This window comes from Candidatus Filomicrobium marinum, from assembly GCF_000981545.1.
Taxonomy (GTDB): domain Bacteria; phylum Pseudomonadota; class Alphaproteobacteria; order Rhizobiales; family Hyphomicrobiaceae; genus Filomicrobium; species Filomicrobium insigne.
The window spans coordinates 2,612,612-2,634,405 of the sequence record NZ_LN829119.1 but is presented as its reverse complement, the minus strand read 5'-3'; the positions used below and the strand labels follow the sequence as shown (position 1 = coordinate 2,634,405).

General features: G+C 57.4%; 22 protein-coding genes. 14 read left to right on the top strand and 8 right to left on the bottom strand.

The annotated features are described in order from the left end of the window. The first annotated feature begins 6 nt into the window (after positions 1-6). From YBN1229_RS12365 to YBN1229_RS12350, 4 genes are all read left to right on the top strand, one after another. Positions 7-1,308, top strand: a complete 1,302-nt coding sequence (locus YBN1229_RS12365) for an O-antigen ligase family protein (RefSeq protein WP_052743914.1) — start codon at positions 7-9, stop codon at positions 1,306-1,308. Positions 1,309-1,464: 156 nt separating this feature from the next. Further along, positions 1,465-2,874: a sensor domain-containing phosphodiesterase gene (locus YBN1229_RS12360; protein WP_082101125.1), complete on the top strand. Its 1,410-nt coding sequence runs from the start codon at positions 1,465-1,467 to the stop codon at positions 2,872-2,874. A gap of 288 nt (positions 2,875-3,162) precedes the next feature. Then, positions 3,163-4,875, top strand: coding sequence for a sensor histidine kinase (locus YBN1229_RS12355; RefSeq protein WP_046479054.1), 1,713 nt, complete (start codon positions 3,163-3,165; stop codon positions 4,873-4,875). 25 nt (positions 4,876-4,900) lie between these two features. Further along, entirely contained in the window at positions 4,901-5,866 is a 966-nt protein-coding gene (locus tag YBN1229_RS12350; protein ID WP_046479055.1) for a 2-hydroxyacid dehydrogenase, read from the top strand. Positions 5,867-5,872: 6 nt separating this feature from the next. On the opposite strand, the gene YBN1229_RS12345 is transcribed toward YBN1229_RS12350, so the two are convergent. The 4 genes from YBN1229_RS12345 to YBN1229_RS12330 form a co-directional block, all read right to left on the bottom strand. Beyond that, positions 5,873-7,108 (bottom strand): OmpA family protein, encoded by a 1,236-nt coding sequence (locus tag YBN1229_RS12345; protein WP_046479056.1) that lies wholly within the window; start codon positions 7,106-7,108, stop codon positions 5,873-5,875. Positions 7,109-7,328: 220 nt separating this feature from the next. Beyond that, the gene (locus tag YBN1229_RS12340) at positions 7,329-7,700 is read right to left on the bottom strand and encodes a DUF1850 domain-containing protein (RefSeq protein ID WP_046479057.1); all 372 of its coding nucleotides are present in this window, start codon (positions 7,698-7,700) and stop codon (positions 7,329-7,331) included. Continuing rightward, entirely contained in the window at positions 7,697-9,862 is a 2,166-nt protein-coding gene (locus YBN1229_RS12335; RefSeq protein ID WP_082101124.1) for a TRAP transporter permease, read from the bottom strand. The genes YBN1229_RS12340 and YBN1229_RS12335 overlap by 4 nt, the downstream gene beginning before the upstream one ends. A gap of 50 nt (positions 9,863-9,912) precedes the next feature. Next, a complete protein-coding gene (locus YBN1229_RS12330) occupies positions 9,913-10,875 on the bottom strand; it encodes a TAXI family TRAP transporter solute-binding subunit (protein ID WP_090229429.1) in 963 nt (320 codons plus the stop codon). A gap of 180 nt (positions 10,876-11,055) precedes the next feature. Here YBN1229_RS12330 and YBN1229_RS12325 point away from each other — a divergent pair, with 180 nt between their 5' ends. The 3 genes from YBN1229_RS12325 to YBN1229_RS12315 all read left to right on the top strand — a co-directional run bounded on the left by YBN1229_RS12325 (position 11,056) and on the right by YBN1229_RS12315 (position 13,560). Continuing rightward, a complete protein-coding gene (locus YBN1229_RS12325) occupies positions 11,056-12,267 on the top strand; it encodes an acyl-CoA dehydrogenase (RefSeq protein ID WP_046480623.1) in 1,212 nt (403 codons plus the stop codon). 63 nt (positions 12,268-12,330) lie between these two features. Beyond that, complete coding sequence (locus YBN1229_RS12320) at positions 12,331-12,879, top strand: GNAT family N-acetyltransferase (protein ID WP_046480624.1); 549 nt, start codon at positions 12,331-12,333, stop codon at positions 12,877-12,879. 96 nt (positions 12,880-12,975) lie between these two features. Continuing rightward, entirely contained in the window at positions 12,976-13,560 is a 585-nt protein-coding gene (locus YBN1229_RS12315) for a Spy/CpxP family protein refolding chaperone (protein ID WP_046479059.1), read from the top strand. Positions 13,561-13,571: 11 nt separating this feature from the next. On the opposite strand, the gene blaOXA is transcribed toward YBN1229_RS12315, so the two are convergent. Continuing rightward, positions 13,572-14,354 (bottom strand): class D beta-lactamase, encoded by a 783-nt coding sequence (gene blaOXA / locus YBN1229_RS12310; RefSeq protein ID WP_052744124.1) that lies wholly within the window; start codon positions 14,352-14,354, stop codon positions 13,572-13,574. A gap of 192 nt (positions 14,355-14,546) precedes the next feature. Between blaOXA and YBN1229_RS12305 the strand changes: the two genes are divergently transcribed. Continuing rightward, on the top strand, positions 14,547-15,428 hold the full coding sequence (locus YBN1229_RS12305) for a serine hydrolase domain-containing protein (RefSeq protein ID WP_046479060.1): 882 nt from the start codon (positions 14,547-14,549) through the stop codon (positions 15,426-15,428). 72 nt (positions 15,429-15,500) lie between these two features. On the opposite strand, the gene YBN1229_RS12300 is transcribed toward YBN1229_RS12305, so the two are convergent. The 3 genes from YBN1229_RS12300 to YBN1229_RS19300 form a co-directional block, all read right to left on the bottom strand. After that, the gene (locus YBN1229_RS12300; protein ID WP_046479061.1) at positions 15,501-16,307 is read right to left on the bottom strand and encodes a TonB-dependent receptor; all 807 of its coding nucleotides are present in this window, start codon (positions 16,305-16,307) and stop codon (positions 15,501-15,503) included. A gap of 115 nt (positions 16,308-16,422) precedes the next feature. After that, on the bottom strand, positions 16,423-17,070 hold the full coding sequence (locus YBN1229_RS12295) for a cysteine hydrolase family protein (RefSeq protein ID WP_046479062.1): 648 nt from the start codon (positions 17,068-17,070) through the stop codon (positions 16,423-16,425). A gap of 84 nt (positions 17,071-17,154) precedes the next feature. Beyond that, positions 17,155-17,850, bottom strand: coding sequence for a helix-turn-helix domain-containing protein (locus tag YBN1229_RS19300; RefSeq protein WP_348519227.1), 696 nt, complete (start codon positions 17,848-17,850; stop codon positions 17,155-17,157). Between the two features lie 229 nt (positions 17,851-18,079). On the opposite strand from YBN1229_RS19300, the gene YBN1229_RS12285 reads away from it, so the two are divergent. From YBN1229_RS12285 to YBN1229_RS12265, 6 genes are all read left to right on the top strand, one after another. After that, positions 18,080-18,748: a Crp/Fnr family transcriptional regulator gene (locus tag YBN1229_RS12285; protein WP_046479064.1), complete on the top strand. Its 669-nt coding sequence runs from the start codon at positions 18,080-18,082 to the stop codon at positions 18,746-18,748. Between the two features lie 102 nt (positions 18,749-18,850). Next, on the top strand, positions 18,851-19,063 hold the full coding sequence (locus YBN1229_RS12280) for a YgaP family membrane protein (protein ID WP_082101266.1): 213 nt from the start codon (positions 18,851-18,853) through the stop codon (positions 19,061-19,063). Continuing rightward, on the top strand, positions 19,060-19,212 hold the full coding sequence (locus YBN1229_RS18905) for a hypothetical protein (RefSeq protein ID WP_160298708.1): 153 nt from the start codon (positions 19,060-19,062) through the stop codon (positions 19,210-19,212). The genes YBN1229_RS12280 and YBN1229_RS18905 overlap by 4 nt, the downstream gene beginning before the upstream one ends. A 41-nt stretch (positions 19,213-19,253) precedes the next feature. Next, complete coding sequence (locus tag YBN1229_RS12275; protein WP_046479066.1) at positions 19,254-19,769, top strand: YeeE/YedE thiosulfate transporter family protein; 516 nt, start codon at positions 19,254-19,256, stop codon at positions 19,767-19,769. A gap of 24 nt (positions 19,770-19,793) precedes the next feature. Then, complete coding sequence (locus tag YBN1229_RS12270; protein ID WP_046479067.1) at positions 19,794-20,411, top strand: YeeE/YedE thiosulfate transporter family protein; 618 nt, start codon at positions 19,794-19,796, stop codon at positions 20,409-20,411. Between the two features lie 417 nt (positions 20,412-20,828). Then, positions 20,829-21,791: a bifunctional enoyl-CoA hydratase/phosphate acetyltransferase gene (locus YBN1229_RS12265; RefSeq protein ID WP_046479068.1), complete on the top strand. Its 963-nt coding sequence runs from the start codon at positions 20,829-20,831 to the stop codon at positions 21,789-21,791. Positions 21,792-21,794 lie beyond the last annotated feature (3 nt).

The following is a 21,794-nucleotide window of genomic DNA, read 5'->3' as shown; positions in this document are numbered from 1 at the left end:
GTATTCATGGCACCCGCAGACGCAGCGTTTATCGGCAGAAGGCCGCTCCCACAGTCGCTACGTTTCGCGCCTAAGGAGCGGTCTGCGAGCGTCGTTCATAAGTTATCTCTCGTCTGCGTCTGGCTCGCGATCGGCAGCAGCGGGCTGGTGTTTAGTGAGCCTGCGCCGGTCGATGCGCTTATGATGGGGCTCATCGTGCTTCTTCCGGTCGTCGGCTTGGTGAGGACTACGCCGGTTCTCGTGCTCTATCTGTCAGCATGGCTGTTTGTGGCGGCAGGCGGATACATATCTTCTGCGACCATTCCGGATATCCAGGCCTCAGTTACCTTCACGACGATCTCGCTCTACCTGAGCCTCGCCTCGTTCGTCTTCGCTGGCTTTGTTGCCAAGCGTCCGGATGCCCACACACGTCTCATCCTGAATGCCTGGACTTGTGCCGCGTTGGTGGCCGCCTGCGCGGCTATTGTCGGCTATTTCTCCGTCATGCCGGGCGCCTATGATCTCTTCACGAAGTACGGCCGCGCCGCCGGAACCTTCAAGGATCCGAACGTGTTCGGCGCGTTTCTGGTTGCGCCTGCCTTGTTCATGCTGCACCTCGTGATCAATCGCCCGCTCCGCTCGGCAATTGTACCGCTCGCTATCGCGGGAATTCTGGCGCTCGCCATTCTTCTCAGCTTTTCCCGAGGTGCTTGGGTTAACCTCGCGATTGCCGTTCTCATCTTCGGGTATCTGGCCTTTGTCACGGCGCCGACCAGCGGCCAGCGCGCCCGCGTCATCCTGCTTGGCTCAGCAGGCGTGGCTGCTCTCATCGCCATCGTAGCCGTCGCCGCTCAGTTCGATGGCGTTTCAGACCTTCTCAGCCAACGCGCCAGCCTCAGTCAGAGCTACGATTCCGGCCCAGACGGGCGCTTTGGCGGACAGGCGAAAGCGCTCAAGCTCATCGCTGAAAAGCCATTGGGTATCGGCGCCTTGACGTTCAGCACGCAATACCACCGTGAGGAAGTGCACAACGTCTATCTGAGCATCTTTCTCAATGCCGGATGGCTTGGCGGTAGCGTTTACTGGCTCATTGTTGCTGTTACAGCCGCATTTGGGCTGCGCCACGCCGCGCGCAAAAGCGAAATGCGACCGCTATTCCTAGTGATCTATGCCGCCTTTCTGGCAACCATTCTGGAAGGTATTATTATTGATACTGATCACTGGCGGCACTTTTACCTGCTCACAGGTATGACGTGGGGGTTGATGGCCGTGGGACGAGGGCACTGCGCGTCTGATATCAGCAACAGGCGCTCACTTGATCATCCATAATTCGGAAAACATACCGTTTTACGGGACTTTCTGAGGTATACTCATCCAACCGGAGATATCGGAAGGGGGCCGGTCCGAGCAGATAGTTACAATTTAACTTAATGCTCAGACATGCCTTTCATACTGTCTTAAACATGTGTTTGCCCGGATTGACTTATGGCCTCGTACAGATCGCGCATCGACATTGAGCCCCTGCGGGCGTCGACCGGTCGCCCAGATGTGGAGGCCGAACGCGCGCTTGCAGCATTGTGCGAAGTTGCCTCCAACATCAGCGGATGTCCCCTCGCAGCCATTTCGTTGGTTGATTCCGACCGAGAGCACTTCGTTACGGGTGTCGGCCTCGATGCGCTGGCGCACCCGCGCAAGAACCCGTTTTGCGCTTATACGCTTACTAATCGCGGCAGGACGTTCGTCGTTGGCAATGCGGCGAAAGACGAGAGATTTCGTGCAAGCGCGTGGGTCCGTCACGATCCCAACATTCGATTTTATGCCGGACTTCTTTTGGAAACCGGCGCTGAAAATGGCGCTGCGATCCTTTGTGTGATGGATACGCGGCCTCGGCGTTTGTCTGCCGCAGCGCTGTCGGTTTTGCAGCGTCTGGCCGAAACGGCTTCCGGCATCCTGAAACTCCGCCAACAGGCCAACCGTTCGCCCAAAAGCCGTCCAGTTCCTGCGGCACCGACAATGAAGTCCGCTGCACTTGTTGGAAGGGCCTCTCAAGCCCCAGAGACGAAAGATCGTCCAGCGCCTCGTCCGCGTGCCGCGCGCGCTCAAATTTCCCGCGCGCTGAGCGACGGTGAGTTCGTTCCTTTCTACCAGCCGACTGTGGAGTTGAAGTGGGGCCGCACCGTCGGCTTCGAGGTCCTGGCCCGCTGGAAGCACCCAACGCGCGGCCTGCTCGCTCCTAAAGACTTTAACCAGGCAATTTCGGATCGCTCACTCACGCCTCTTTTGACGCGTGCGATGTTGAATTCCGCGTTGAAGGACTACGCTGTGTGGCGCGCGCAGGGCCTTGCACCCGGACGTCTTGCCATTAACGTCACATCTGCAGACCTCATGAATAAGCGCTTTGCCGACGAAATCAGCAAAGCGCTCGATATGTACCGCTTTAACCCACGTGACCTCGTCGTTGAAGCGACGGAAGGCATCGCGATGGGGGCACCTGAAGGCCAGATCCATAAGAGCCTTTCGGAACTCCGCAGCCAGGGCATTCACATCGCGTTGGACGACTTCGGCACCGGCTTCGCAAGCCTTCAGCATCTTCGCAACTGGCCGATCGATGGCTTAAAGCTTGACCGCGGCTTCGTGCGCAACTGCCTTTCGAATAAAGAAGACCAGATCATCATTCGCGGGATCGTTCAGATGTGTCGCGCGCTTCGGCTGAGTATTGTCGCCGAAGGTATCGAAACCAATGCGCAGTACCTTTTCCTGGCGAATGTCGGTTGTGACTATGGCCAGGGCTTTTATTTCTCAAAGCCTATACCGGCTGCTGATGTCCCGAATTTACTGAACGGTGCCTTTGCCTCGTCGGCCGATCTCATGCCGAAAGCCGTCAAGATACCTTGAGCATTGGTGAAGATATTCTTAATTTATGTATTTCCATTGGTTATCCTATTTTCTTTCAAAATTTGTTGAAGTTCGAATTGAAAGACCAGAAGAGACTGGTCATCAAATATTCTCAATGCCCATGCCCCTAACGTCGCGACGTTCGTTTCGTCAGTAGGCGACCGGTTGTCGGCTACTCGATTACAATAGTGCTTGGCACGGTGTGATCTTCGTTGAGATAATGGTACCGCACTTCCGCGCTCTGTTTTGCGCGCGGAACGCAATGACTGATTCAATTGGGCAGACGGGATGTCTCAAGGAAGCGAGTACCGCTCGCGATCGCTCACCGCTCATCTCGTCGGCTTCGCTCTGGCGCTGGTAGCACCGCTCCTGCTTTTCGCAGCACTCGGTGCCATGGTGTTCACGCGTGCAGAGATGTCGGCCAATGAGGAACGCCTGAAGCGTCTATCGGTTGATGTCACCAATGACGTTGATCGCGAGATTAAGGGCTTTGTGACTTTGCTCAGCGCGCTGGCGCTCTCTGAAAGTCTCGCGCAGGATGATTACGCAGCGTTTCATGCGCAGACTAAGGCTGCCCTGCGTCATGCTCGTACATATGTCCTCCTGTTGGACACATCGCTGAAGCCCATCGTCGATACGCGCGTGCCTTACGGGGCACCATCTCCACGTCCCTTCGATCGCAACGTCGCACGTCATGTTGGTGAGACTCCGGGAGTTCATGTGTCCGGACTCGTTGGTATGGGCGCGCCCGGTGATGGAGATGCCATCGTCATAGGACTTCCCGTGATGCGGGATGGCGCTCTGCATTGTATCCTTATGATGACGATTACGACTGCGCGCGTGCACGAGACCATCGCTACGACTGCTTTACCTACCGGGTGGGCGATCGCAGTAGCGGACAAGAAAGGAGAGGTCATCTCCCGCTCCCCCGATGACGGGAGCGGGCCGGACATTGACCTTGTGAGGCATCCCGCCGGCGTCATGGTGGAGAGGCGAGATACGGATGGGGTTACCCGTCTTGAGATGCAGGACACCTCTACCCTGACTGGCTGGCGTACGATCATCAGCGCGCCCAAAAATTTGCTTGAAGCTTCGCTTTGGCAATCGCTCGGCTGGCTTGCGTCCGCCGCCGTTCTCGCCGGCATCCTGACGACGCTTCTTGCGATATTGGTGGGACGGCGTATGGCTCGATCAATGGGGCGTGTTACGCTCGCGACACGCAAGCTCGCGTCCGGCGGTGTCGTTGAGGCAGAAGGCTTACCACTTACCGAAGCCGATCAGGTCATGAAAACGTTGAGCCTCGCTTCGATGCTGATCCATGAACGTACGGAAGCGTTGAAGATCAGCGAGGAACGCTCGCGAGAACAGGTTGAGCACATCAAGATGCTGATGCGTGAGCTTGCGCATCGCAACAAGAACCAGCTTGCCGTTATCCAATCCATGGCCCGCCAAGTCGGCAAGGGCAGCGCGAGTATCGACGACTTCCTCGATGGCTTTACGTCGCGCCTGCATTCCATGATTCAGTCTCAGGAACTCGTATTCGGTCGAGACCGTGGCGACGCTCCTCTCGCGCGGCTCATTCGCGAACAACTTAAGCCCTTTACTGACGTGGAGGATGGCGGGCGCGTCGTCATAGAAGGGCCAGAGGTCTCATTGACGGCGGATGCCGCCCAGACCATAGGCCTAGCGCTCCACGAACTAGCAACGAACGCGACGAAGTATGGCGCCCTTCGTGGTCAGGAAGGGACAGTCTACATCGACTGGTCTCTTCCTAATGAAAACAATGTGGGCTTGCGCCTGAGCTGGCGCGAAAGCAACGGTCCGGACGTTGAGCAACCGCAGCGATGGGGCTTCGGGCGTATAGTCATCGAACGGCTTGCAGCTCAGACACTCGATGGAAAAGTCGTTTATGAGTTTCCTTCGACCGGCGTGGTGTGGATACTGGAAGCGCCGCATACTGTCATTGCACCATCCCACCATCTCAAGCGGCGCATCTCCTAACCTGGCAAAGAGGGCCGGATAGACCGTGAGCGATAAACCTGTTCTTTGGATCACCCGCAAACTTTCGCCAGCTACGGAAGCGCGCGCCGCACGCGACTATGACGTTCGGCTCAATCCCGAGGATCGGGTTTATTCCGGCGATGAGATCGTCGCCATGAGCAGTGAGGTCGACGCAATCCTGCCCTGCCATTCAGAGATCTTTTCTGCGGACGTAGCCTCCCGGCTTTCCGATCGCGTCAAGATCATTGCCAACCACTCCGTAGGCGTCGACCACTGCGATCTTGCAGCGCTCAAAGCGCGTGGGATTGTCGTCACCAACACGCCCGACGTTCTCTCGCAAGCGACGGCTGAAATCGCCACTTTGCTGATGCTGGCCGCGGCACGGCGCGCAGGAGAAGGCGACCGGCTCGTGCGTTCCGGGCAATGGACGAGCTGGAGCCCGTCCTTCATGGTCGGAACCCAACTTACCGGCAAACGACTTGGGATCGTTGGCATGGGCCGCGTCGGACTTGCCTTTGCGCACATGGTCAAAGGCTTCGACATGGAGCTTCACTACTACAATCGGCGTCGTCTGCCGCCGGAAAAGGAAATGAATGGCGTCTATCATGAAACAGTCGAACAGCTGTTAGGACACTGCGACGTCGTTTCCCTTCACTGCCCCGCGAGTCCCGCAACGCTCAACCTGATGAACAGCGCACGGCTCTCGCTGCTGCCGGACGGCGCCATTCTCGTCAACACGGCCCGTGGTAGCCTTGTCAATGAGGCGGCCCTCATTGATGCATTGAAATCAGGGAAACTGGCAGCAGCTGGTCTCGATGTTTTTCAACGCGAGCCCGGAGGCAATCCAGAGCTGTCGAAACTCGACAACGTTTTCATGTTACCGCACATCGGCAGCGCGACGCGCGAAACGCGAGATGCGATGGGCTTTCGCGCCCTGGACAATCTGGATGCCTTTTTCTCAGGTCATGAGCCAAGTGACCGGCTTGTGTAACTCAGCTTAGTTAGCCAGTCGTAGTTCAACCCTTCGATCCAGCTGGTACAGGTCCTCTCGGGAGAAGTTCGAACGGTCGACACCGGTAAATGGCTCCGTTTTACCCTTCGGCAAAAGTAGCAATTCGCCCGTGAACCCACCGGCGCGGAGATAGTTCTCCACGGTTTTGAGTCTGTCCATAGAGAGCTCCATGTTCAGTTCGGGCGTCCCGCGTTCGTCGGCGTGACCCGAGAGCGTCACCGTGTCCAGTTTGCGGCGCTTGAGATACTCGAGCAGCAAATCGGCCGCCTTCTCACCATCGTGTGTGAATATCGCCTCGCGGTAGACGAACTGGATCGGAATTGGAATCTTCTTGTCTTCAGCGACGAGTGGCGTGCGCCCTGGCTGTTCGTCCGACATTGCTGCGAGCTTCATGACTTCGTCCGCGTCCGTTGCAGCTGAGGCAACAGATCCCGCATCTGCCGGCCCGGTTTCCGCTTGTTCGGCAGCCGAAGTATCGACACCTGCTGGTTCACGTTTTGGGCCGTTCTCGCTTTGGCGCGCATCATCGACGAGCCGTTGGAGATCGCTCAGCATCTTTTCGTTGACGTCGCGCGCGTTCTGACCGGGTTTTGACGTGCCCGGTGATTGCTTCGACGCGTCCGCGTTAGATGACGCGTCATCAACGGCCGCCATCCGCGCGGAGGAGTTTCCGTCAGCGGAAGTGGATGTCTCTGCCGGGGCCTCTCCGACTTCCAAGCTAAGTTTTGGATCGTTGCTCGCGAGCTTGCGTTCCGTAATTAGAACCCACTCACCATTGTCATCGACCTTCGCCGTGCCAACCAACTCACCGTCAGCAAGCACGCGAACAAATTGGCGGGGCTTACCCTGACCGGCAAAAACAGAAACGCCATCAGGTTGTATCCGCGCAATATCAAAGGCCAATCCGTCGGCTAACTTTCCTGCGCGCGGTGTTGAGTCGCCCTGTGCAGAAGCGCGCGAGGAAGGATCGACGGCCGCGACCTTCTCCGCTTCGGTCTTTGCTCTGGACGTAGTCTGAGAAGTCTTGGTCGACGCTGCCGGTGTTGGCGTCGCCGCAGAGGCGGCCGCAACCGTTTCCTTGGTGTTTGCCGGAGCCGAGGTGCCGGCGTTGTCGGTGAATCTCAGGTTATTCAGGTCATAGTAGCCTTGCTGGACGAGTACCGCGGCGCCGACCGCGGTCGCCAACAGCAAAACCACCACAACAACTACGAGCCTCTTCATAACACAACCCTGCACCTACCTGCGGATACGCACGCGTACCCATTGCTTTGCGAGATCGGGGAGACCTCGCCATAACAGGCCGCGCTGCCCCGTGGGGCCTATGCCCCCAGCGCTGACCCGTGGGCTTTAATAGGTGAATATGCCGTTGCTTGGTGCAACGCAATCATTGCCTATAAATTTGGGAAACATTCCGGGGTGCCACAGCGTGCGTTTGTGGCTTCTAGTCCACGCTCTCCGCACAGCGGCCAAGCGTTGCCGCTTCCATTTCAGGATCGGGAGAGATTTTCACGCAGCCTTTTAGCGTACACAGGCTCCAAGGTGCAGTCGCGCCTGACGCAGCCAAGTGGAGCTCCTTGATCGGAGCCAAGGGCGGCTTGTAGTGCCACCACCCTTTTGACAATACGGCACCTTCGGGCGGTTCCATTCCTGCACCGGAGCCCTTGACTCTGGCTTCGACGATTTCAAGACCACGCGGCGTTAGCTTCCAATCTTCTTCCCAGGCGATCCGCTCGACGGAATGTGTCCACGCGAGAGTGAACGCGCTGGCGGCGATCACGGTGAGCTTTCCACTCGCGAGCAGGCAAAGGCTCAACCTGATCCTCCCGGTTCAACGGATGTGTGGCCGGATGTCCTGCGCCAGTGCAAAAAGATGACCACAGCTGCAAGCGCAAAACCGACTTCATCAGTCACGGGAAGCGCCGCGATCATTGTGACGGCTGCTGCTGCTGCCAATATGCGTTCGAGAGCGGACATGCTCCCGCGCAGATAGCCAATGATGGCCGCGCCCCATAGGCCGACGGCAAGCACGGTCTTGCCGACAATGTAGGCGACAGCGGCGGGATAGCCGATGGCTTCGGCAAGCGGCCCACCGTCTTGCAGCATTAGTGCCGGGGTGTAGACCGCGATGAAGGGAATGACAAAGCCGGCGGCGGCGATCTTCACGGCTTCAATCGAGATCCTGAGACCGGACTCCCGCGCAATTGGAGCGGCTGCAAAACAGGCCAGCGCAACGGGAGGCGTCAAGTCAGCCAGAATACCGAAATAGAAAACGAACATATGACTGACGATCAGTGGCACGCCTAATTCCAGAAGCGCCGGACCGGCGAGCGATGAAGTGATGATGTAGTTTGGGATCGTGGGGATACCCATCCCTAAGATGATGCATGTGATCATCGTAAGCAGGAGCGAGAGGAACAGGTTGTGCTCCCCAACTGACACGATAAAGCCACCGAACGTTGTTGCGGCCCCCGTCAATGTCATCGTGCCGATGATGATACCGACGATCGCGCAGGCAACGCCGACGGACAGTGCCGTTTTTGCCCCTTCAGCAAGTCCGATCACAATGTCGCTGAGGGTTTCGCGACCACCTTTAGTTAGGAAGTTCCAAGCGATGAGCAGCGCGATGGCCGCGCCAACGATTTGCAAACCGTATTCAAGAAAGAGTGCCGCGATAATTCCCAAGCCGATCCAAAAGATCGAACGGATTACGATATTTGGAAGCCCTAGAGCGACCGAACTGCCAAGTATCAGCAATAGCGTCAGAACTAAGCCAACCGTTCCGGAATAAAGCGGCGTGTAGCCGGAAAAAAGCAAGTAGACGAGCGCGGCGAGCGGCAGGATTAGATACCACTGCTGTTTGATCGCATCGAGCGCTGATGGCACTTCGTGATCACCCAAGCCCATCAGGCCGCGCTTGCCAGCTTCCAGGTGCACCATCCAGAAGGCGGACGCGAAGTACAAGACGGCAGGGACAATTGCGGCTTTGACGACCTCCGCGTATGCGACGCCTAAAGTTTCAGCCATGATGAACGCGACGGCGCCCATAACTGGAGGCATGATCTGCCCGCCCATGGAAGCTGTCGCTTCGACCCCACCCGCGAAAGCCGCCTTGTAGCCAAAGCGTTTCATCAGGGGAATCGTGAACTGGCCTGTCGTTACGACGTTGGCCACGCCGGAGCCTGAGATCGTTCCCATAAGGCCAGACGAGAATACCGCGACTTTGGCGGGGCCCCCTCGACTGCGTCCGAACAGGCCCATCGACACATCGGTGAACAGCTGGATCATCCCTGCGCGCTCAAGAAATGCGCCAAACAGGATGAACAGAAAGATATATGTCGAGGAAACGAAGACCGGAATGCCATAAATGCCCTCGGTCCCGAAGGCCATGTGGTCGATCACCTGTGTGAGATCGTAGCCGCGATGATTGAGCGGCGCGGGCAGATATTGTCCAAACAAACAATAAAGAAGGAACAACCCCGCAAGGATAGGTAACGCCGGCCCCATGACGACAATGGTCGCGAGGAACACGACGGCCAGCGAGATGATGCCGACAATTAAGTCGATGTTGTTGGGATCGCCGGCGCGCAGGAGAAGGGGCTCGTATTCCCACCACTGGTAGATGGCGACTGCGAAGCCCGCGAGCCCGAGAAGCCATGCCAGACCCGTCAGCGGCCATTTTACCCGCGTAAGCGCGGCTCCTAACGGGAGCGACAGAAGTACGAGAAAGCCAACGTGGAAGCTGCGTACGAGTTGGCTCGGCAGATCAACAACGTGAGCGGCGGTCGCCAACTGGAAAAGTGAAAAGGCGACAGCGATAGCAAATAGCAGCCAGCCCACGGGGCCATGGGGAAAGGTATGGCTCAACGCTTCGCGCGGACCGGAGGCCGGGGACGCGGGGCTGGCGACACCTGCGGTATCGCGAGGCACGTGGCTGCTCACGCTCGTAACCCTCCAAGGTTTCCTGGCGGAGATCATTCAAGCAAAATGACCGACGCCCGCACAGTGGCGGGCGTCGGCAAATATTATCAGGGCAGCAAACCCTTTTCCTTATAGTAGCGCTCCGCGCCAGGGTGTAACGGCACGGGAACTCCCTTTGTTGCAGTGTCGAGCTTGATTGCGGCCGCAGCCTTATGCGCTGCGACCATGTCGGGAAGATTTTCGAAGAGCTGCTTTGTCATCTGGTAGGCAATTTCGTCGCTGACGCCGGAATGGGTCACCAGAATATTGCGAACTGCCAGGGTGGGGACGGCTTCCGTCTGGCCATCATAGGTGCCTGCCGGAATTTCCGCCGCAACATAAGGTGCTCCCAGTTTTTCAGCAACTTCTGCTGGGACCGCCACCATCTGAATAGGAACGGACGCAGCCAAATCGCGGATCGAGGCAACGCCCAGGCCCGCCGACTGCAAGGTCGCATCGAGCTGGCGGTTTTTAATCAGCTCAACGGACTCGGAAAATGGCAGGTATTCCGTCTTACCGAGATCATCATAGCTCATGTTCAGAGCGCCAAAGATTGCGCGTGCATTGAGTTCGGTCCCGGATTTTGGCGCGCCGACTGAAAGACCTTTACCCTTGAGGTCCTGGAACGATTTTACGCCGCTATCTTTAGAAGCAACGATCTGGATGTAGTTCGGGTAGATCGCCGCAATGGCGCGCAGCTTATCAAGCTTTTGAGGAAAGCCGGCCTCAGCATTGCCTTCCCAGGCCAACTTGACGGAGTCACCCAGGGCAAATCCGATCTCTCCGCGTCCCTTCTGCAGAAGGTTCAGGTTTTCGACGGATGCTTTCGTCGATTGAACCTGGGTGCGTACATCAGGAATCTTCTCGCCGTAGATCTTGGATAGTGCAACGCCCAAAGGATAATAGACGCCGCTTGTGCCTCCGGTAAGAACGTTAATAAACGTCTCCGCGCGCGCGGAGACGGCGGTTGAGGCTGCGAACAGTATTGCAGTTAGTGCGCACGTAGCTGTGCGACCCACCCTAAAACACATACGTATTCCTCCAACATCGTTCGTAATCGTTTTGCTTGTCCGCGCCGATTGAAGTGGCTTCTCTGGCCGCAACCGATGACGAACAGACGTCAGTTTGCCGACGTGAGCGGAAATTGCAATTGAACCTTGCGCCCAAACGCCCTTCAATTGTGACGTGCGGTGCTCCAGAAGGATCTCAAGATGCTCGAGCCGGATACCAAGAAGTCCAATCAGGAACAAACAACCCCGTTCCAATGGGCTGATCCCCTGTTGATCGAGGGTGCCCTGGAGGACGAAGAACGGGCAGTTCAGGATAGTGCCCGGGCGTTTGCACAAGACAAGCTGATGCCGCGGGTTCTGGATGACAACCGGAACGAGAATTTCGACCGCAGCGTCATGGCGGAGATGGGGGCAATGGGGTTGCTCGGCCCCACCATCCCCGAAACCTACGGTGGCGCCGGCGTTAACTCTGTCTGTTATGGGCTCATCGCCCGGGAAATCGAGCGGGTCGATAGCGGCTACCGTTCGGCCATGAGCGTGCAGTCCAGCCTCGTCATGTATCCGATTTATGCCTACGGCTCTGAGGCGCAGCGCCAAGCTTATCTGCCGGGCCTAGCAAAAGGTGAGATCGTCGGGTGCTTCGGGCTGACCGAGCCGGACCATGGCTCGGATGCTGGCGGGATGCGCACACGGGCGCGGGCGGTCAGCGGCGGGTATGAACTCTCCGGCGCGAAAATGTGGATCACCAATTCGCCACTCGCGGACATCTTCATCGTATGGGCGAAGACGGATGATGGCTCAATCGCGGGCTTCATCCTCGAGCGGGGTATGGCCGGGCTGACGTCTCCCAAGATCGAGGGAAAGTTTTCATTGCGCGCGTCGGCGACGGGCGAGATCGTCATGGATGGCGTCTTCGTGCCCGAAGCCAACATCCTTCCGAATGTGCGCGGATTAAAGGGCCCGTTTGGCTGCCTCAACAACGCCCGCTTTGGCATTGCCTGGGGCACTTTGGGCGCTGCTGAATTCTGCTGGCACGCTGCACGGCAATATACGCTCGACCGGCAACAATTTGGACGTCCTCTAGCGGCCAATCAGCTGATCCAAAAGAAGTTGGCGGACATGCAGACGGAGATCACGCTGGGGCTGACGGCCTGCCTCCATGCCGCACGTCTCAAGGATCAGGGGCGCCTCGCGCCGGAAGCTGTATCACTTCTGAAGCGCAACAACTGCGGCAAAGCGCTTGATATCGCTCGTACGGCGCGAGACATGCATGGCGGTAATGGCATTGCGGATGAGTTTCATGTGATCCGTCACGTCTTGAACCTTGAAGCGGTGAACACGTACGAAGGCACGCACGATATCCATGCGCTCATTCTTGGGCGTGCTCAAACCGGGATCCAGGCGTTTGGGTGAACTCATATACTCATCGTCAAAGTTCTGCCTTCCTAGGGGATGGAATTAATCAGCACTCGGTTCATGTCTGCAATTATCCGTCTAACGAGAGAAGAAGACATAGCGGCCCTCCCGGCCATTGAACGTTCATCGGGAGAGGCCTTTCGCGTGATCCCCGGTCTTGCCTGGATCGCCGATGACAATGGGCAATCCCCCGAGGAGCATCTGCATTTCCTCTGGAGTGGCACCTCATGGGTCGCTACTGATGAACAAAATCGTCTTCTCGGGTTCCTCAATGCGGAAGTGTACGGACAGGAGTTCCATATCTGGCAGCTCGCCGTGCGGCATCACCATCAGAGACGGGGGTGCGGAACGGCGTTGATCCGAGAAGTCATTGCCAGTGCAAAGGCGAGAAAACTGTTTGCTATAACGCTTACGACTTTCCGCAACGTCCCATGGAACATGCCCTTCTATCAATCATTAGGCTTCCAAACTCTTCGAGTTGATCAACTCGATGACCGCCTCATCGCGCTATTGCGAAAGGAAGTCGAGCACGGTCTTCCTGAGACGAAACGTTGTGCGATGCGCCTAGTCTTGGGCCACCCGCCCGTAAATGGCGACACGATTAGTTGAACCGCCTTCGTCCCATTAGTTGACCAATGTCAACGCGGCTGACGCCTCGGTTGCCGGACTGTTCATTAAATCCAGCAACACAGAGGATGTAACACCATGTGGAAACTAGCTTCTTCAACACTCGGCATCTGCGCTTTGAGCGCACTCCTTGTGGTGCCTGCACTTGCGCAGGACAATTCCGAAAACGCTCCCGAGATGGGCATGATGGGTGGGGACTGTCCCATGATGCGGATGATGGGCGGTGGCATGGGGCACGGCATGATGGGCGGCGGGATGATGGGACAAGGAATGGGCAAAGGCCAGATGGGTCAGGGCATGATGCGCGGGCACGGTATGGGGATGATGCGCGGCGCACGAATGGGCGCGATGGTCGAGGCGCGCCTTGCCTACTTGAAATTTGAACTCGGGATCACCGACGCTCAAAAGGATGCATGGGCGGCCTATGCCGACGCCGTGAGAGCACGCGTCGCCAACATGCAAGGCGTACATCAAGCCATGATGGAAACTATGCAGACCGGCAACGCGCTGAACCGCATGGACGCGCGCATCAAAGGCATGGAGACAATGCTCTCGTCCCTCAAAGAGGTGAAGCCTGCGGCAGAGAAACTTTACGCGTCTTTAAGCGACGACCAGAAGAAAGTTGCAGATCAACTTATCGGCAGAGCCTGCGGCGCCATGTAATAGGGCCCGCACTAAATGACGCCCAACTTGGCGAGCAAAGCCTTGCCAATGGGAACGCGTTTTTTCACATCATCTTTTTCGAGGATGTCCATGTTGAGCGCGAAAGTGAATATCCCATTGTCGCGCTCCACCCAGCCGACCCACCAACCAAGTTGCGGTGTCCGTGAAAACAGCCAGCCTGTTTTGCCGTAGAGTGCCGGCCCGTCTCCATTCTTCAGCCGAAGGATGTCGTGCACCGTCTTTTGCGCGCGCTCGGAGGTGTCGAGTTCGCGCTGGACCAGACGTGCAAGAAACTGGGCCTGCTCAACCGCACTGATTTTAAGCGGCCCGTCGAGCCAGAATCTATCAACCTCAGACCCTGGGTCGCCGTTACCGTAGCCGATCCTCCGGAGCCATTGGTTATAGCGCTCAAGCCCGATCCGGCGCGCCAGTTCCTGATAAACAGGAACATTCGATACGACGATGGCCTCGCGTATCGGCATATCCCGTTCCCACTGCTTGAACGGTTGCGGTTTGCCGCCGTACGGGATGACCTCGTTTTCGTCTTTCACCACTCCGGTCTCAAGCGCGATAAGACTGTTGGCGATCTTAAAGGTGGAGGCGGGAACGAAACGCGTTTGGGCGCGCTCGGCGTTCACGAGCGTCATGCGATCGGCCGACACGTCGTAAAGAACGAACGTGCCGGTCGTGCCGTGCTCTTTAAAGATGGCGGTGAGGTCATCACGTACGTTGCGCTCTGTCGCGCTAGTGGGTGTTCCAAGGCAAGCAAGACATAGGAACGCCAGCGTCGACAGCAACCGTTGCCGCACGAGTTGGCGTGTTCCGGACGGGATCATGAGAACCTCATTGAGAAGTGCTGGAAATTCGCTCGGAACAAATCATCGGCTCGCGGCGCAATTATGCCGCCTGAGTCCTCCGAATGGACATCGTAATGCTTTAGGCATCCGTTGGTTCGCTGCAGATCCGAAAATTGGAGCTTCTCTTTCATGTCGAACGCCCGTCTCTTTTCCGCGCTCGCACGCGAGGGCAGTCCGATCACCGGTGAATCGCGGGCCCTGTTTCCGTGGTGGAGCATCACGAAGACGGTGCTTGCGGCTGCGGCGCTGCGTCTTGTCGATGAGGGAAGGCTTTCTTTGGATTCCCCGTTCAAGAATCGCCGTTATACACTCCGGCACCTGCTCCAACATACCGCCGGGGTGAACACTTACGGCGGGCCTTCCTATCATGGAGCGGTTGCTGCTGGAGATCCGGTTTGGCCAGTCGAGGACCTGCTCGCTCGGCTGGATGCCGATACGTTGTTGTTTGAACCCGGTAACGGCTGGTCATACTCAAACGTCGGCTATCTCTTTGTCCGACAGTTGATTGAGGAGACGACAGGTACCCACATCGACGCGTCTCTCCGCAAGCTTGTCTTCGAGCCCATGGACTTGCAGCACACGCGGATTGCAACGACGTTGGATGATCTGGGCCTGACGCAATGGGGCAATGCCAAAGGCTACGATCCGGGATGGGTTTATCATAGCCTTCTCATCGGGCCACCCTCCGATGCAGTCTCTTTCCTTCGGCGGCTGTTCGCTCGTGGCTTTCTCTCAGCCAAATCCGCTCGCGCGATGCGCCAAGTTTATGCTCTCGGCGACGAGGTGCCCGGTCGTCCCTGGCGTAAAACCGGTTACGGCCTTGGGCTGATGATCGGTACTATGGTCAGCGGCGGACAGGTCTATGGTCACACCGGCGGCGGGCCAGGTAGCACGTCTGCCCTCTACTGCTTCGCGGATCTTCCCGACCGGCCGATCGTCGCCGTCTTTGCGCAAGGCAACGATGAAGGCATTGCAGAATACGAAGCCGAGCGGCTGGCTCTTAGCCGATAAGCGCGGCGTGACATCGGCTTGGCGACGATGTTCCTGCGGCTTTCGGAGGTTTCTTCGCAAGCCTCAATTTGCTCAGAAGGTCTTGCGGTAGCCTACGGTGACGGTACGGCCCAAACCGTTGACCGTGAGGTTGCGCACGGAGGTCGCCGTCGGATTTTCGTCATCAGTATCCAGCAGGTTCGTTGCACCGAGATAGAACTGGCCACCTTCGTAGGGGATCGCAAGGCTGGCATTCACGAGGAAGGCCGGTTCGATCGGGTAGATGTCACCCGCGATGTTGATGGGCTCTTCGCGTCCCGTCCACCATTCGCCTTCTAAGTGAAGGATCCAATCGTTCTCGAAGCGATAATCTCCGTAGATCGTGCCGCGGAAAGGCGTTGCGATGCGGTTGTTGAGCAAATGGCTATCCAGGCCGCCATCCCCATCATCGTCGTAGCGACCCTCGCGCCACGTGAACACTGTTCCGAGTGACAGGTTCTGTGTGACGGCTACCTCTCCCGCGAACTCGACACCGTAGATCATCTCCTTCTGCTGGGTGATCGTGTTGGTCGCCGGATCGAAGCTTACACCCTTTTCGCTGGTGCTGATGAAGCCGGTCAGACTGCTGCGCCATGTCGTATCGGCACCACGGATGCCAAGCTCATACGGCGTCTGCACCTCGCGGCCATCGACAAGTTCTTGCCCAGCGCTCTCGCGAATGAGATCACCACCCCAGAAAAGCAACGCACCCGGCATCAGTGCATCCAACGACGTTTCCATCGTGGCATTCACACCTCCGCGCTGCGACGTCATCACCGTCTGATTGTATGGCGATGTCGGATTGTTGATGTCGCCGGAGTAGTACACGATGAAGTTATAGGTCGGGTCGAATTTCGCCATGTAGCAAATCCGTGACAACGGATTTCAGAGCCGGGCTTGCGCTGCGCATGATGCCACCGGTCAGATGGGCTAACTGCCTGTTTGATTTGTGTAATATTGCACCCCCACGCGACGTCTAGCTTGAGCGCAACCATGTCTCGACGTCGTCTGATGTCAGAATGTGGACGCCGATGCCTTGCAGCTCGGCTAAGCCTCTTTCGTAAAGTTCGGACATCGCGTCGGCTATGACGCAGAGCCGGTAATCACGATTGCTCGCGTCGTAAATGCTTGCGCGCGGACAGTTGGGAAAATTGCATCCCGCGAACGCAAGTGTCGTCACGTCGAGATCATCCAGAACCGCTTTGAGCATCGTGTCATGGAACGCGCTCCATCGCGGCTTATAGAGAATCCATTCGTTCGGGCCGATGCTTTGGAGGCGTCCCGCGAGGAGCGTATCGGCATCAAGTTGTATAGCATCGTCCGGTTTTAATGCGTCGACCAGCTCTGCGCCTTCCGTGGCCGGTCGCGCGATTACCGCTCCGCGTTGGATCAAGTGTCGGCGACACAGGTCCACATTCGAGCCGTCGGCTTTGTACAAGCGAACGACGTGGATGATTGGCCGTCCGGCTTTGCGAAACGCTTCAAGCGATTTGCGTACGGCGGGCACGATGGCAGCGGTGCCTGCGATCATTGCCGGCGCACCCTCAAGTGTAAAATCGTTTTGAAGGTCGATCGTGATGAGCGCAGAAGCGGCAGGCTCAGGCGTTGTGTAAGGATCGGACATGGGTCGGCACTCCAGAGCTGGAAACGGCTCTGGGAGTGGCACTGTTTGGCTTCGATCGTCTGGAATGAAATCGACTACGCCGGTTCAGAGGAACGCGGATCTATAAGCAGCGGGTGTCGTTCCATACGCCCTTACAAATGAGCGGCCCAAATGGCTTTGATCGGCAAACGCCGCATCATATGCCGCGTCGACGGGAGCCTCTCCAGATCTCAAGCACTTTCTCGCTACCGTCAGCCGGTGCGCCAGCCGATAGGCGGCAGGGGTTATGCCGACGTTACTTCTGAATGCGCGAATGAAACCGTCGGTCGAATATTCTAGCTGGCTAGCGAGATCCGCGATCCTTGCGTCTGTGCCGGCAACGAGGTCGCGCATAGCCATCCATGTTTCATCGTGCTCATTGGGTGTGTCGCGAATTTTCAATGAACCGATTGCATCCAGAATGTCTTCCGGTTTGCGGGCATTGGGACTGCGGATCAGTTGAGGTCGTGCGCGCACGCATACCGCCGCATGGTCCGCGGGCAAATAAACGTTTGTGACGGATGATCTTGCACTTGCCGAAGATGCGTGTGGCATTCCCGCGGGTAGCATTAGGATCACGCCTTCGCAAACGTGGAACACCTCTGCCGGTGTTGAAAACCTGCGCCATCCCCGCCTCACGGAGACAAGCTGCACTTCGTTATGAAAGTGAGGGACAAGCGAACGGGCGGCGGTCGCCTGCAGACAACCGATCTCCACCGAAGTGTCCGGTTGCCAACGCGAATATTTCCATCGGGGTGCCATATGTCCCGCGAAGCTCATAGATCCCTTGCGAGACTAATACTAAGGCGTCCCGAAGGGCGTGCGCAATTGGCTCGAACACCTCTTTCCTTCCGCACTTCCTGAATGAGATACTTCCATTCGCCCAGCGCAATGAGGATCGGGATAAGACTTGGCTCGCGCCCTTTTAGCCCGTAGGGAAGCGTATGCGTATTGCCCCTCACCGCATCAGGTGAAACCCACGGAGCCTTCGATGTCTCAGGAAGCTGAATGGATTGATCAGTTCGCGGGGCTTAAGCGTCTGCCGCCAGATGTGGTCGATATCCTGATGCGTAACAGCGCCGTGGTCTCACTCCCGTCCGGCAGTCGCATCTATGGGCCGGGTCAGGCTCCTAAGAGTTACCTGCTTTTGCTGGATGGTAGCGTGCGCGTCCAGCAGGTCTCGGAAACCGGCCGGGAAATCGTACTTTATCGTGTCTCTGCGGGCGAGAGCTGCGCGCTCACAACTGCCTGCCTCATGGGGTATGAAGACTATCCAGCCGAGGCGATCGCGGAAACGGATATTCATGCCGTTGCCATTCCGCGCACCACATTTGAAGAGCTTATCGCCCGTTCGCACGAGTTTCGGCGCTTCGTTTTCACAGCCTTTAGTACGCGCGTGACAAACCTCTTCCGGATCATCGAAGAGATCGCATTTTCGCGCATGGACATTCGTCTCGCTCATAAGATTCTGGAATTGTCCCACGGCGCGGACGATGTCACGAGTACGCAGCAGCAGATCGCCTCGGAGCTTGGAACGGCGCGCGAGGTCGTTAGCCGGATATTTGCCGAGTTTCAGCGTCGAGGCTGGCTTGTGGTGACGCGAGGGCACATCAAAATCAACAATCGCCCCGCACTCGAACGACTCGCATCTGAGCACTAGTCAGACCTGCCAATTCCCTCACTCCGGCTTTGTGACTTAGTCACATACTTCCGCTTACGCTCCAACTAGCTTGACCTCCATCAAAGAAAAATGGAGGCGACCATGAAATGTAATGTGGGTGGCATCGACCGGGCCATACGCGCTCTTGTGGGCGTCGTTCTAATCAGCCTTGTGTTCGTCGGGCCGCAAACACCATGGGGATGGGTCGGTCTTTTACCGCTTGCAACAGCCATCATAGGCTGGTGCCCGCCTTATACCCTGCTCGGTATCAACACCTGCCAGCCGCGGGCATCGAAGGAAGGAGGTAAGACGTGATGCGCTTATTCTTCTTGCCGGGTGACTTGATCTGCGACGCGTTCGGTGTGCCGGCTGAGAGTGATCATCGCCAGGTGCTACGTAGCTTCTTCAACATGATGATCTGGGGCGCGTTGACCGTCGGCGTTGCCCTAAAGGTCGCTTTGTAAGTCCAGAAGAAGAGTCAAACCAAACGACATGGAGGGGTTAAATGCTTAACCTCACTGATAAGGCGTGGTCTCCCTACGTTGCTGGCGTGATCATCGGCCTTCTACAAATCCCGACCTTCCTGCTCATGTCGACGGCGCTTGGCGCGTCATCGTCCTTTGTAACGGTCGGCGCTCACATCGCCTCACTGTTCGACAGCCAAGTCTCCGATGTCAGTTATCTGGCCAAGCATTTGTGGGGCGCAAAGAACTGGTGGCAGGTTGCCGTTGTCGGCGGAATTGCCGTCGGCGCATTTCTATCGGTGCGCCTTTCCGGCGCCCGTCGGCAAACCATCTCTCCGGTGTGGGCGCGCGCAACCGGAACGTCGACGCTAAGTGCTCGCGCACCGGTCGCCTTCCTCGCCGGATTCATCATGCTGTTCGGCGCCCGCATTGCCGGCGGCTGCACGTCAGGTCACGGCATTTCGGGGATGGCGCAACTTTCCGTCGGATCGACGCTCGCCGTCGCCGCGATGTTCGCCGGTGGCATTCTGACCGCCGCCCTGTTCCGCCGTGCGTGAGCGAATTCACAAAGGAGAGATGACATGTCCGTGTTGAATGCCATTCTTATCGGATTGGCCACCGGCATTGTGTTCGGCTTCGTTTTGGAAAAGAGCCGCGTCTTTGAGCCCGGCGTCATTGTCGGTCAAATGCAGCTCAAGAATTTTCTGATGCTCAAAGTGTTCCTGTCTGCCGTGATTACAGGGCTCATTGTCCTTGCAGTCATGAACGGCATGTTCGGAGTGAAGCTCAGCCTCAAACCCTTATTGTATAAGGCCGACATGATCGGTGGGCTGATCCTTGGCATCGGCATCGCGCTTGCCGGAGCTTGTCCAGGTACGACGCTGGCCCAGATCGGTGCCGGCTACCGCGATGCAATCTTCACGCTCGTGGGTGGTATTGCCGGGGCCATCACGTACGGATATTTCGACGTCCCCATCAAGGCCTTCTTCAACGAGAAGGGTGAGAAAATCGGCTTTGATCAGCTCCTTGGCTTGCCCTTTTGGGCGACCGCAATCGGGCTCGCTGTAATTCTTGCCGGAGTGCTTTGGGCAGTCGAGCGTTGGCAGTCCTGGACTGTCGAAACAGGCACTGACTACGACGGGCTTATGGGCGGGACAGTCCAACGAGATAAGACCGCTGCTCACCTGCGTAAGATCTAAGAATAGATTCGCAGTCCCTCCGACCGAGGGATACCCGGCAAAGGCTCTTAGAGGTGGCGTTAGCCTGAACGCCGCCTCAACGCTTTTATGGATGCGCCAGAAAAACTTTGTGAAGGCCCCCTGCGGAAAGGTCTCGCCGTCGGACTTTGACGCAGGTCAAAGCAATCCAATTCCACAACAATGAACGTAGATCATTGGCACCTGCGAAACTCGGCAGAACGCATAGATCGTCCAACGATGGCTGCCGCGGATCACCTATGAACTCTCTCAGAAAAAGACCTCCGGCCGCTTCACTAAAAGCTTCACACGGAGATCATATATTTCCCGGAGGACGCGTGGTGACGCTGCCCTTTTTCTTGAGTGGTAGCGATCCAATTCGGGGCTGTGACGTTGTCTGGGATATGAAAGGATGCTGCGATGCCTAGAAAGGCTGTCGTCTCACCCATCCGTAAACATGAGAAATATGAGCACCTGATCGCGGCGACACAGGCTCTCGTCCCCCTTACCACTGCTGTGGCGCATCCGTGCGATGAGACGTCACTTCGGGGAGCTATTGACGCCGCAGAAGCCGGCATGATTGTCCCACTTTTGGTTGGCCCCGAACAGAAGATCCGTGCGGTGGCGCAATCGTGCGGTCTTGATATCAGTGGCGTGGAGCTCATCGATACTCCGCATAGCCATGCCGCTGCGGAAAGAGCGGTGGAGCTGGTTCGTGAGGGGAAGGCAGAACTCCTGATGAAGGGGAGCCTGCATTCGGACGAACTTCTCGCTGCAGTTACCAACAGAGAGAAAGGACTGCGAACTGGACGGCGGATAAGCCATGTGTTCGTCATGGACGTTCCGACACATGCGCAGACCCTGTTTATCACCGACGCGGCGGTCAACATAACGCCGGACCTGATGGCAAAACGGGATATCATACAAAATGCTATCGACCTGTTTGTCGCGCTCGGCATGGGCTCACCCAAAGTGGCCATTCTCTCCGCAGTCGAAACCGTGAACCCAAGCCTGCCGTCTACGATCGATGCGGCCGCCTTGTGCAAGATGGCGGACCGCGGCCAGATCACAGGGGGCGAACTGGACGGCCCGCTTGCCTTTGATAACGCCATCAGCCTTGAAGCCGCACGGATTAAGGGGATCAAATCCGCCGTTGCGGGACAGGCTCAAATCCTCGTTGTGCCCGATCTTGAGGCCGGGAACATGCTCGCCAAGAACCTCACCTTCCTCTCGAATGCAGACGCTGCCGGCATCGTGCTGGGCGCCCGCGTTCCGATTATCCTGACCTCACGAGCCGACAACCTGCGGACGCGTATGGCCTCCTGTGCCGTGGCCATGCTTCTTGCACATAGTCGGCGTGCACATGAGCCAATCCGAGCCTAAGCG

Coding starts and splice junctions, on each gene's coding strand:
- YBN1229_RS12335 (WP_082101124.1), bottom strand. CDS start 9,862: ATGATCTCCGCCAGGAAACCTTGGAGGGTTACGAGCGTGAGCAGCCAC.
- YBN1229_RS12270 (WP_046479067.1), top strand. CDS start 19,794: ATGTCCGTGTTGAATGCCATTCTTATCGGATTGGCCACCGGCATTGTG.
- YBN1229_RS12320 (WP_046480624.1), top strand. CDS start 12,331: ATGTCTGCAATTATCCGTCTAACGAGAGAAGAAGACATAGCGGCCCTC.
- YBN1229_RS12325 (WP_046480623.1), top strand. CDS start 11,056: ATGCTCGAGCCGGATACCAAGAAGTCCAATCAGGAACAAACAACCCCG.
- YBN1229_RS12280 (WP_082101266.1), top strand. CDS start 18,851: ATGAAATGTAATGTGGGTGGCATCGACCGGGCCATACGCGCTCTTGTG.
- YBN1229_RS12265 (WP_046479068.1), top strand. CDS start 20,829: ATGCCTAGAAAGGCTGTCGTCTCACCCATCCGTAAACATGAGAAATAT.
- YBN1229_RS19300 (WP_348519227.1), bottom strand. CDS start 17,850: ATGGCACCCCGATGGAAATATTCGCGTTGGCAACCGGACACTTCGGTG.
- YBN1229_RS12345 (WP_046479056.1), bottom strand. CDS start 7,108: ATGAAGAGGCTCGTAGTTGTTGTGGTGGTTTTGCTGTTGGCGACCGCG.
- YBN1229_RS12285 (WP_046479064.1), top strand. CDS start 18,080: ATGTCTCAGGAAGCTGAATGGATTGATCAGTTCGCGGGGCTTAAGCGT.
- YBN1229_RS12365 (WP_052743914.1), top strand. CDS start 7: ATGGCACCCGCAGACGCAGCGTTTATCGGCAGAAGGCCGCTCCCACAG.
- YBN1229_RS12300 (WP_046479061.1), bottom strand. CDS start 16,307: ATGGCGAAATTCGACCCGACCTATAACTTCATCGTGTACTACTCCGGC.
- YBN1229_RS12305 (WP_046479060.1), top strand. CDS start 14,547: ATGTCGAACGCCCGTCTCTTTTCCGCGCTCGCACGCGAGGGCAGTCCG.
- YBN1229_RS12315 (WP_046479059.1), top strand. CDS start 12,976: ATGTGGAAACTAGCTTCTTCAACACTCGGCATCTGCGCTTTGAGCGCA.
- YBN1229_RS12355 (WP_046479054.1), top strand. CDS start 3,163: ATGTCTCAAGGAAGCGAGTACCGCTCGCGATCGCTCACCGCTCATCTC.
- YBN1229_RS12295 (WP_046479062.1), bottom strand. CDS start 17,070: ATGTCCGATCCTTACACAACGCCTGAGCCTGCCGCTTCTGCGCTCATC.
- YBN1229_RS12360 (WP_082101125.1), top strand. CDS start 1,465: ATGGCCTCGTACAGATCGCGCATCGACATTGAGCCCCTGCGGGCGTCG.
- YBN1229_RS12275 (WP_046479066.1), top strand. CDS start 19,254: ATGCTTAACCTCACTGATAAGGCGTGGTCTCCCTACGTTGCTGGCGTG.
- YBN1229_RS12330 (WP_090229429.1), bottom strand. CDS start 10,875: ATGTGTTTTAGGGTGGGTCGCACAGCTACGTGCGCACTAACTGCAATA.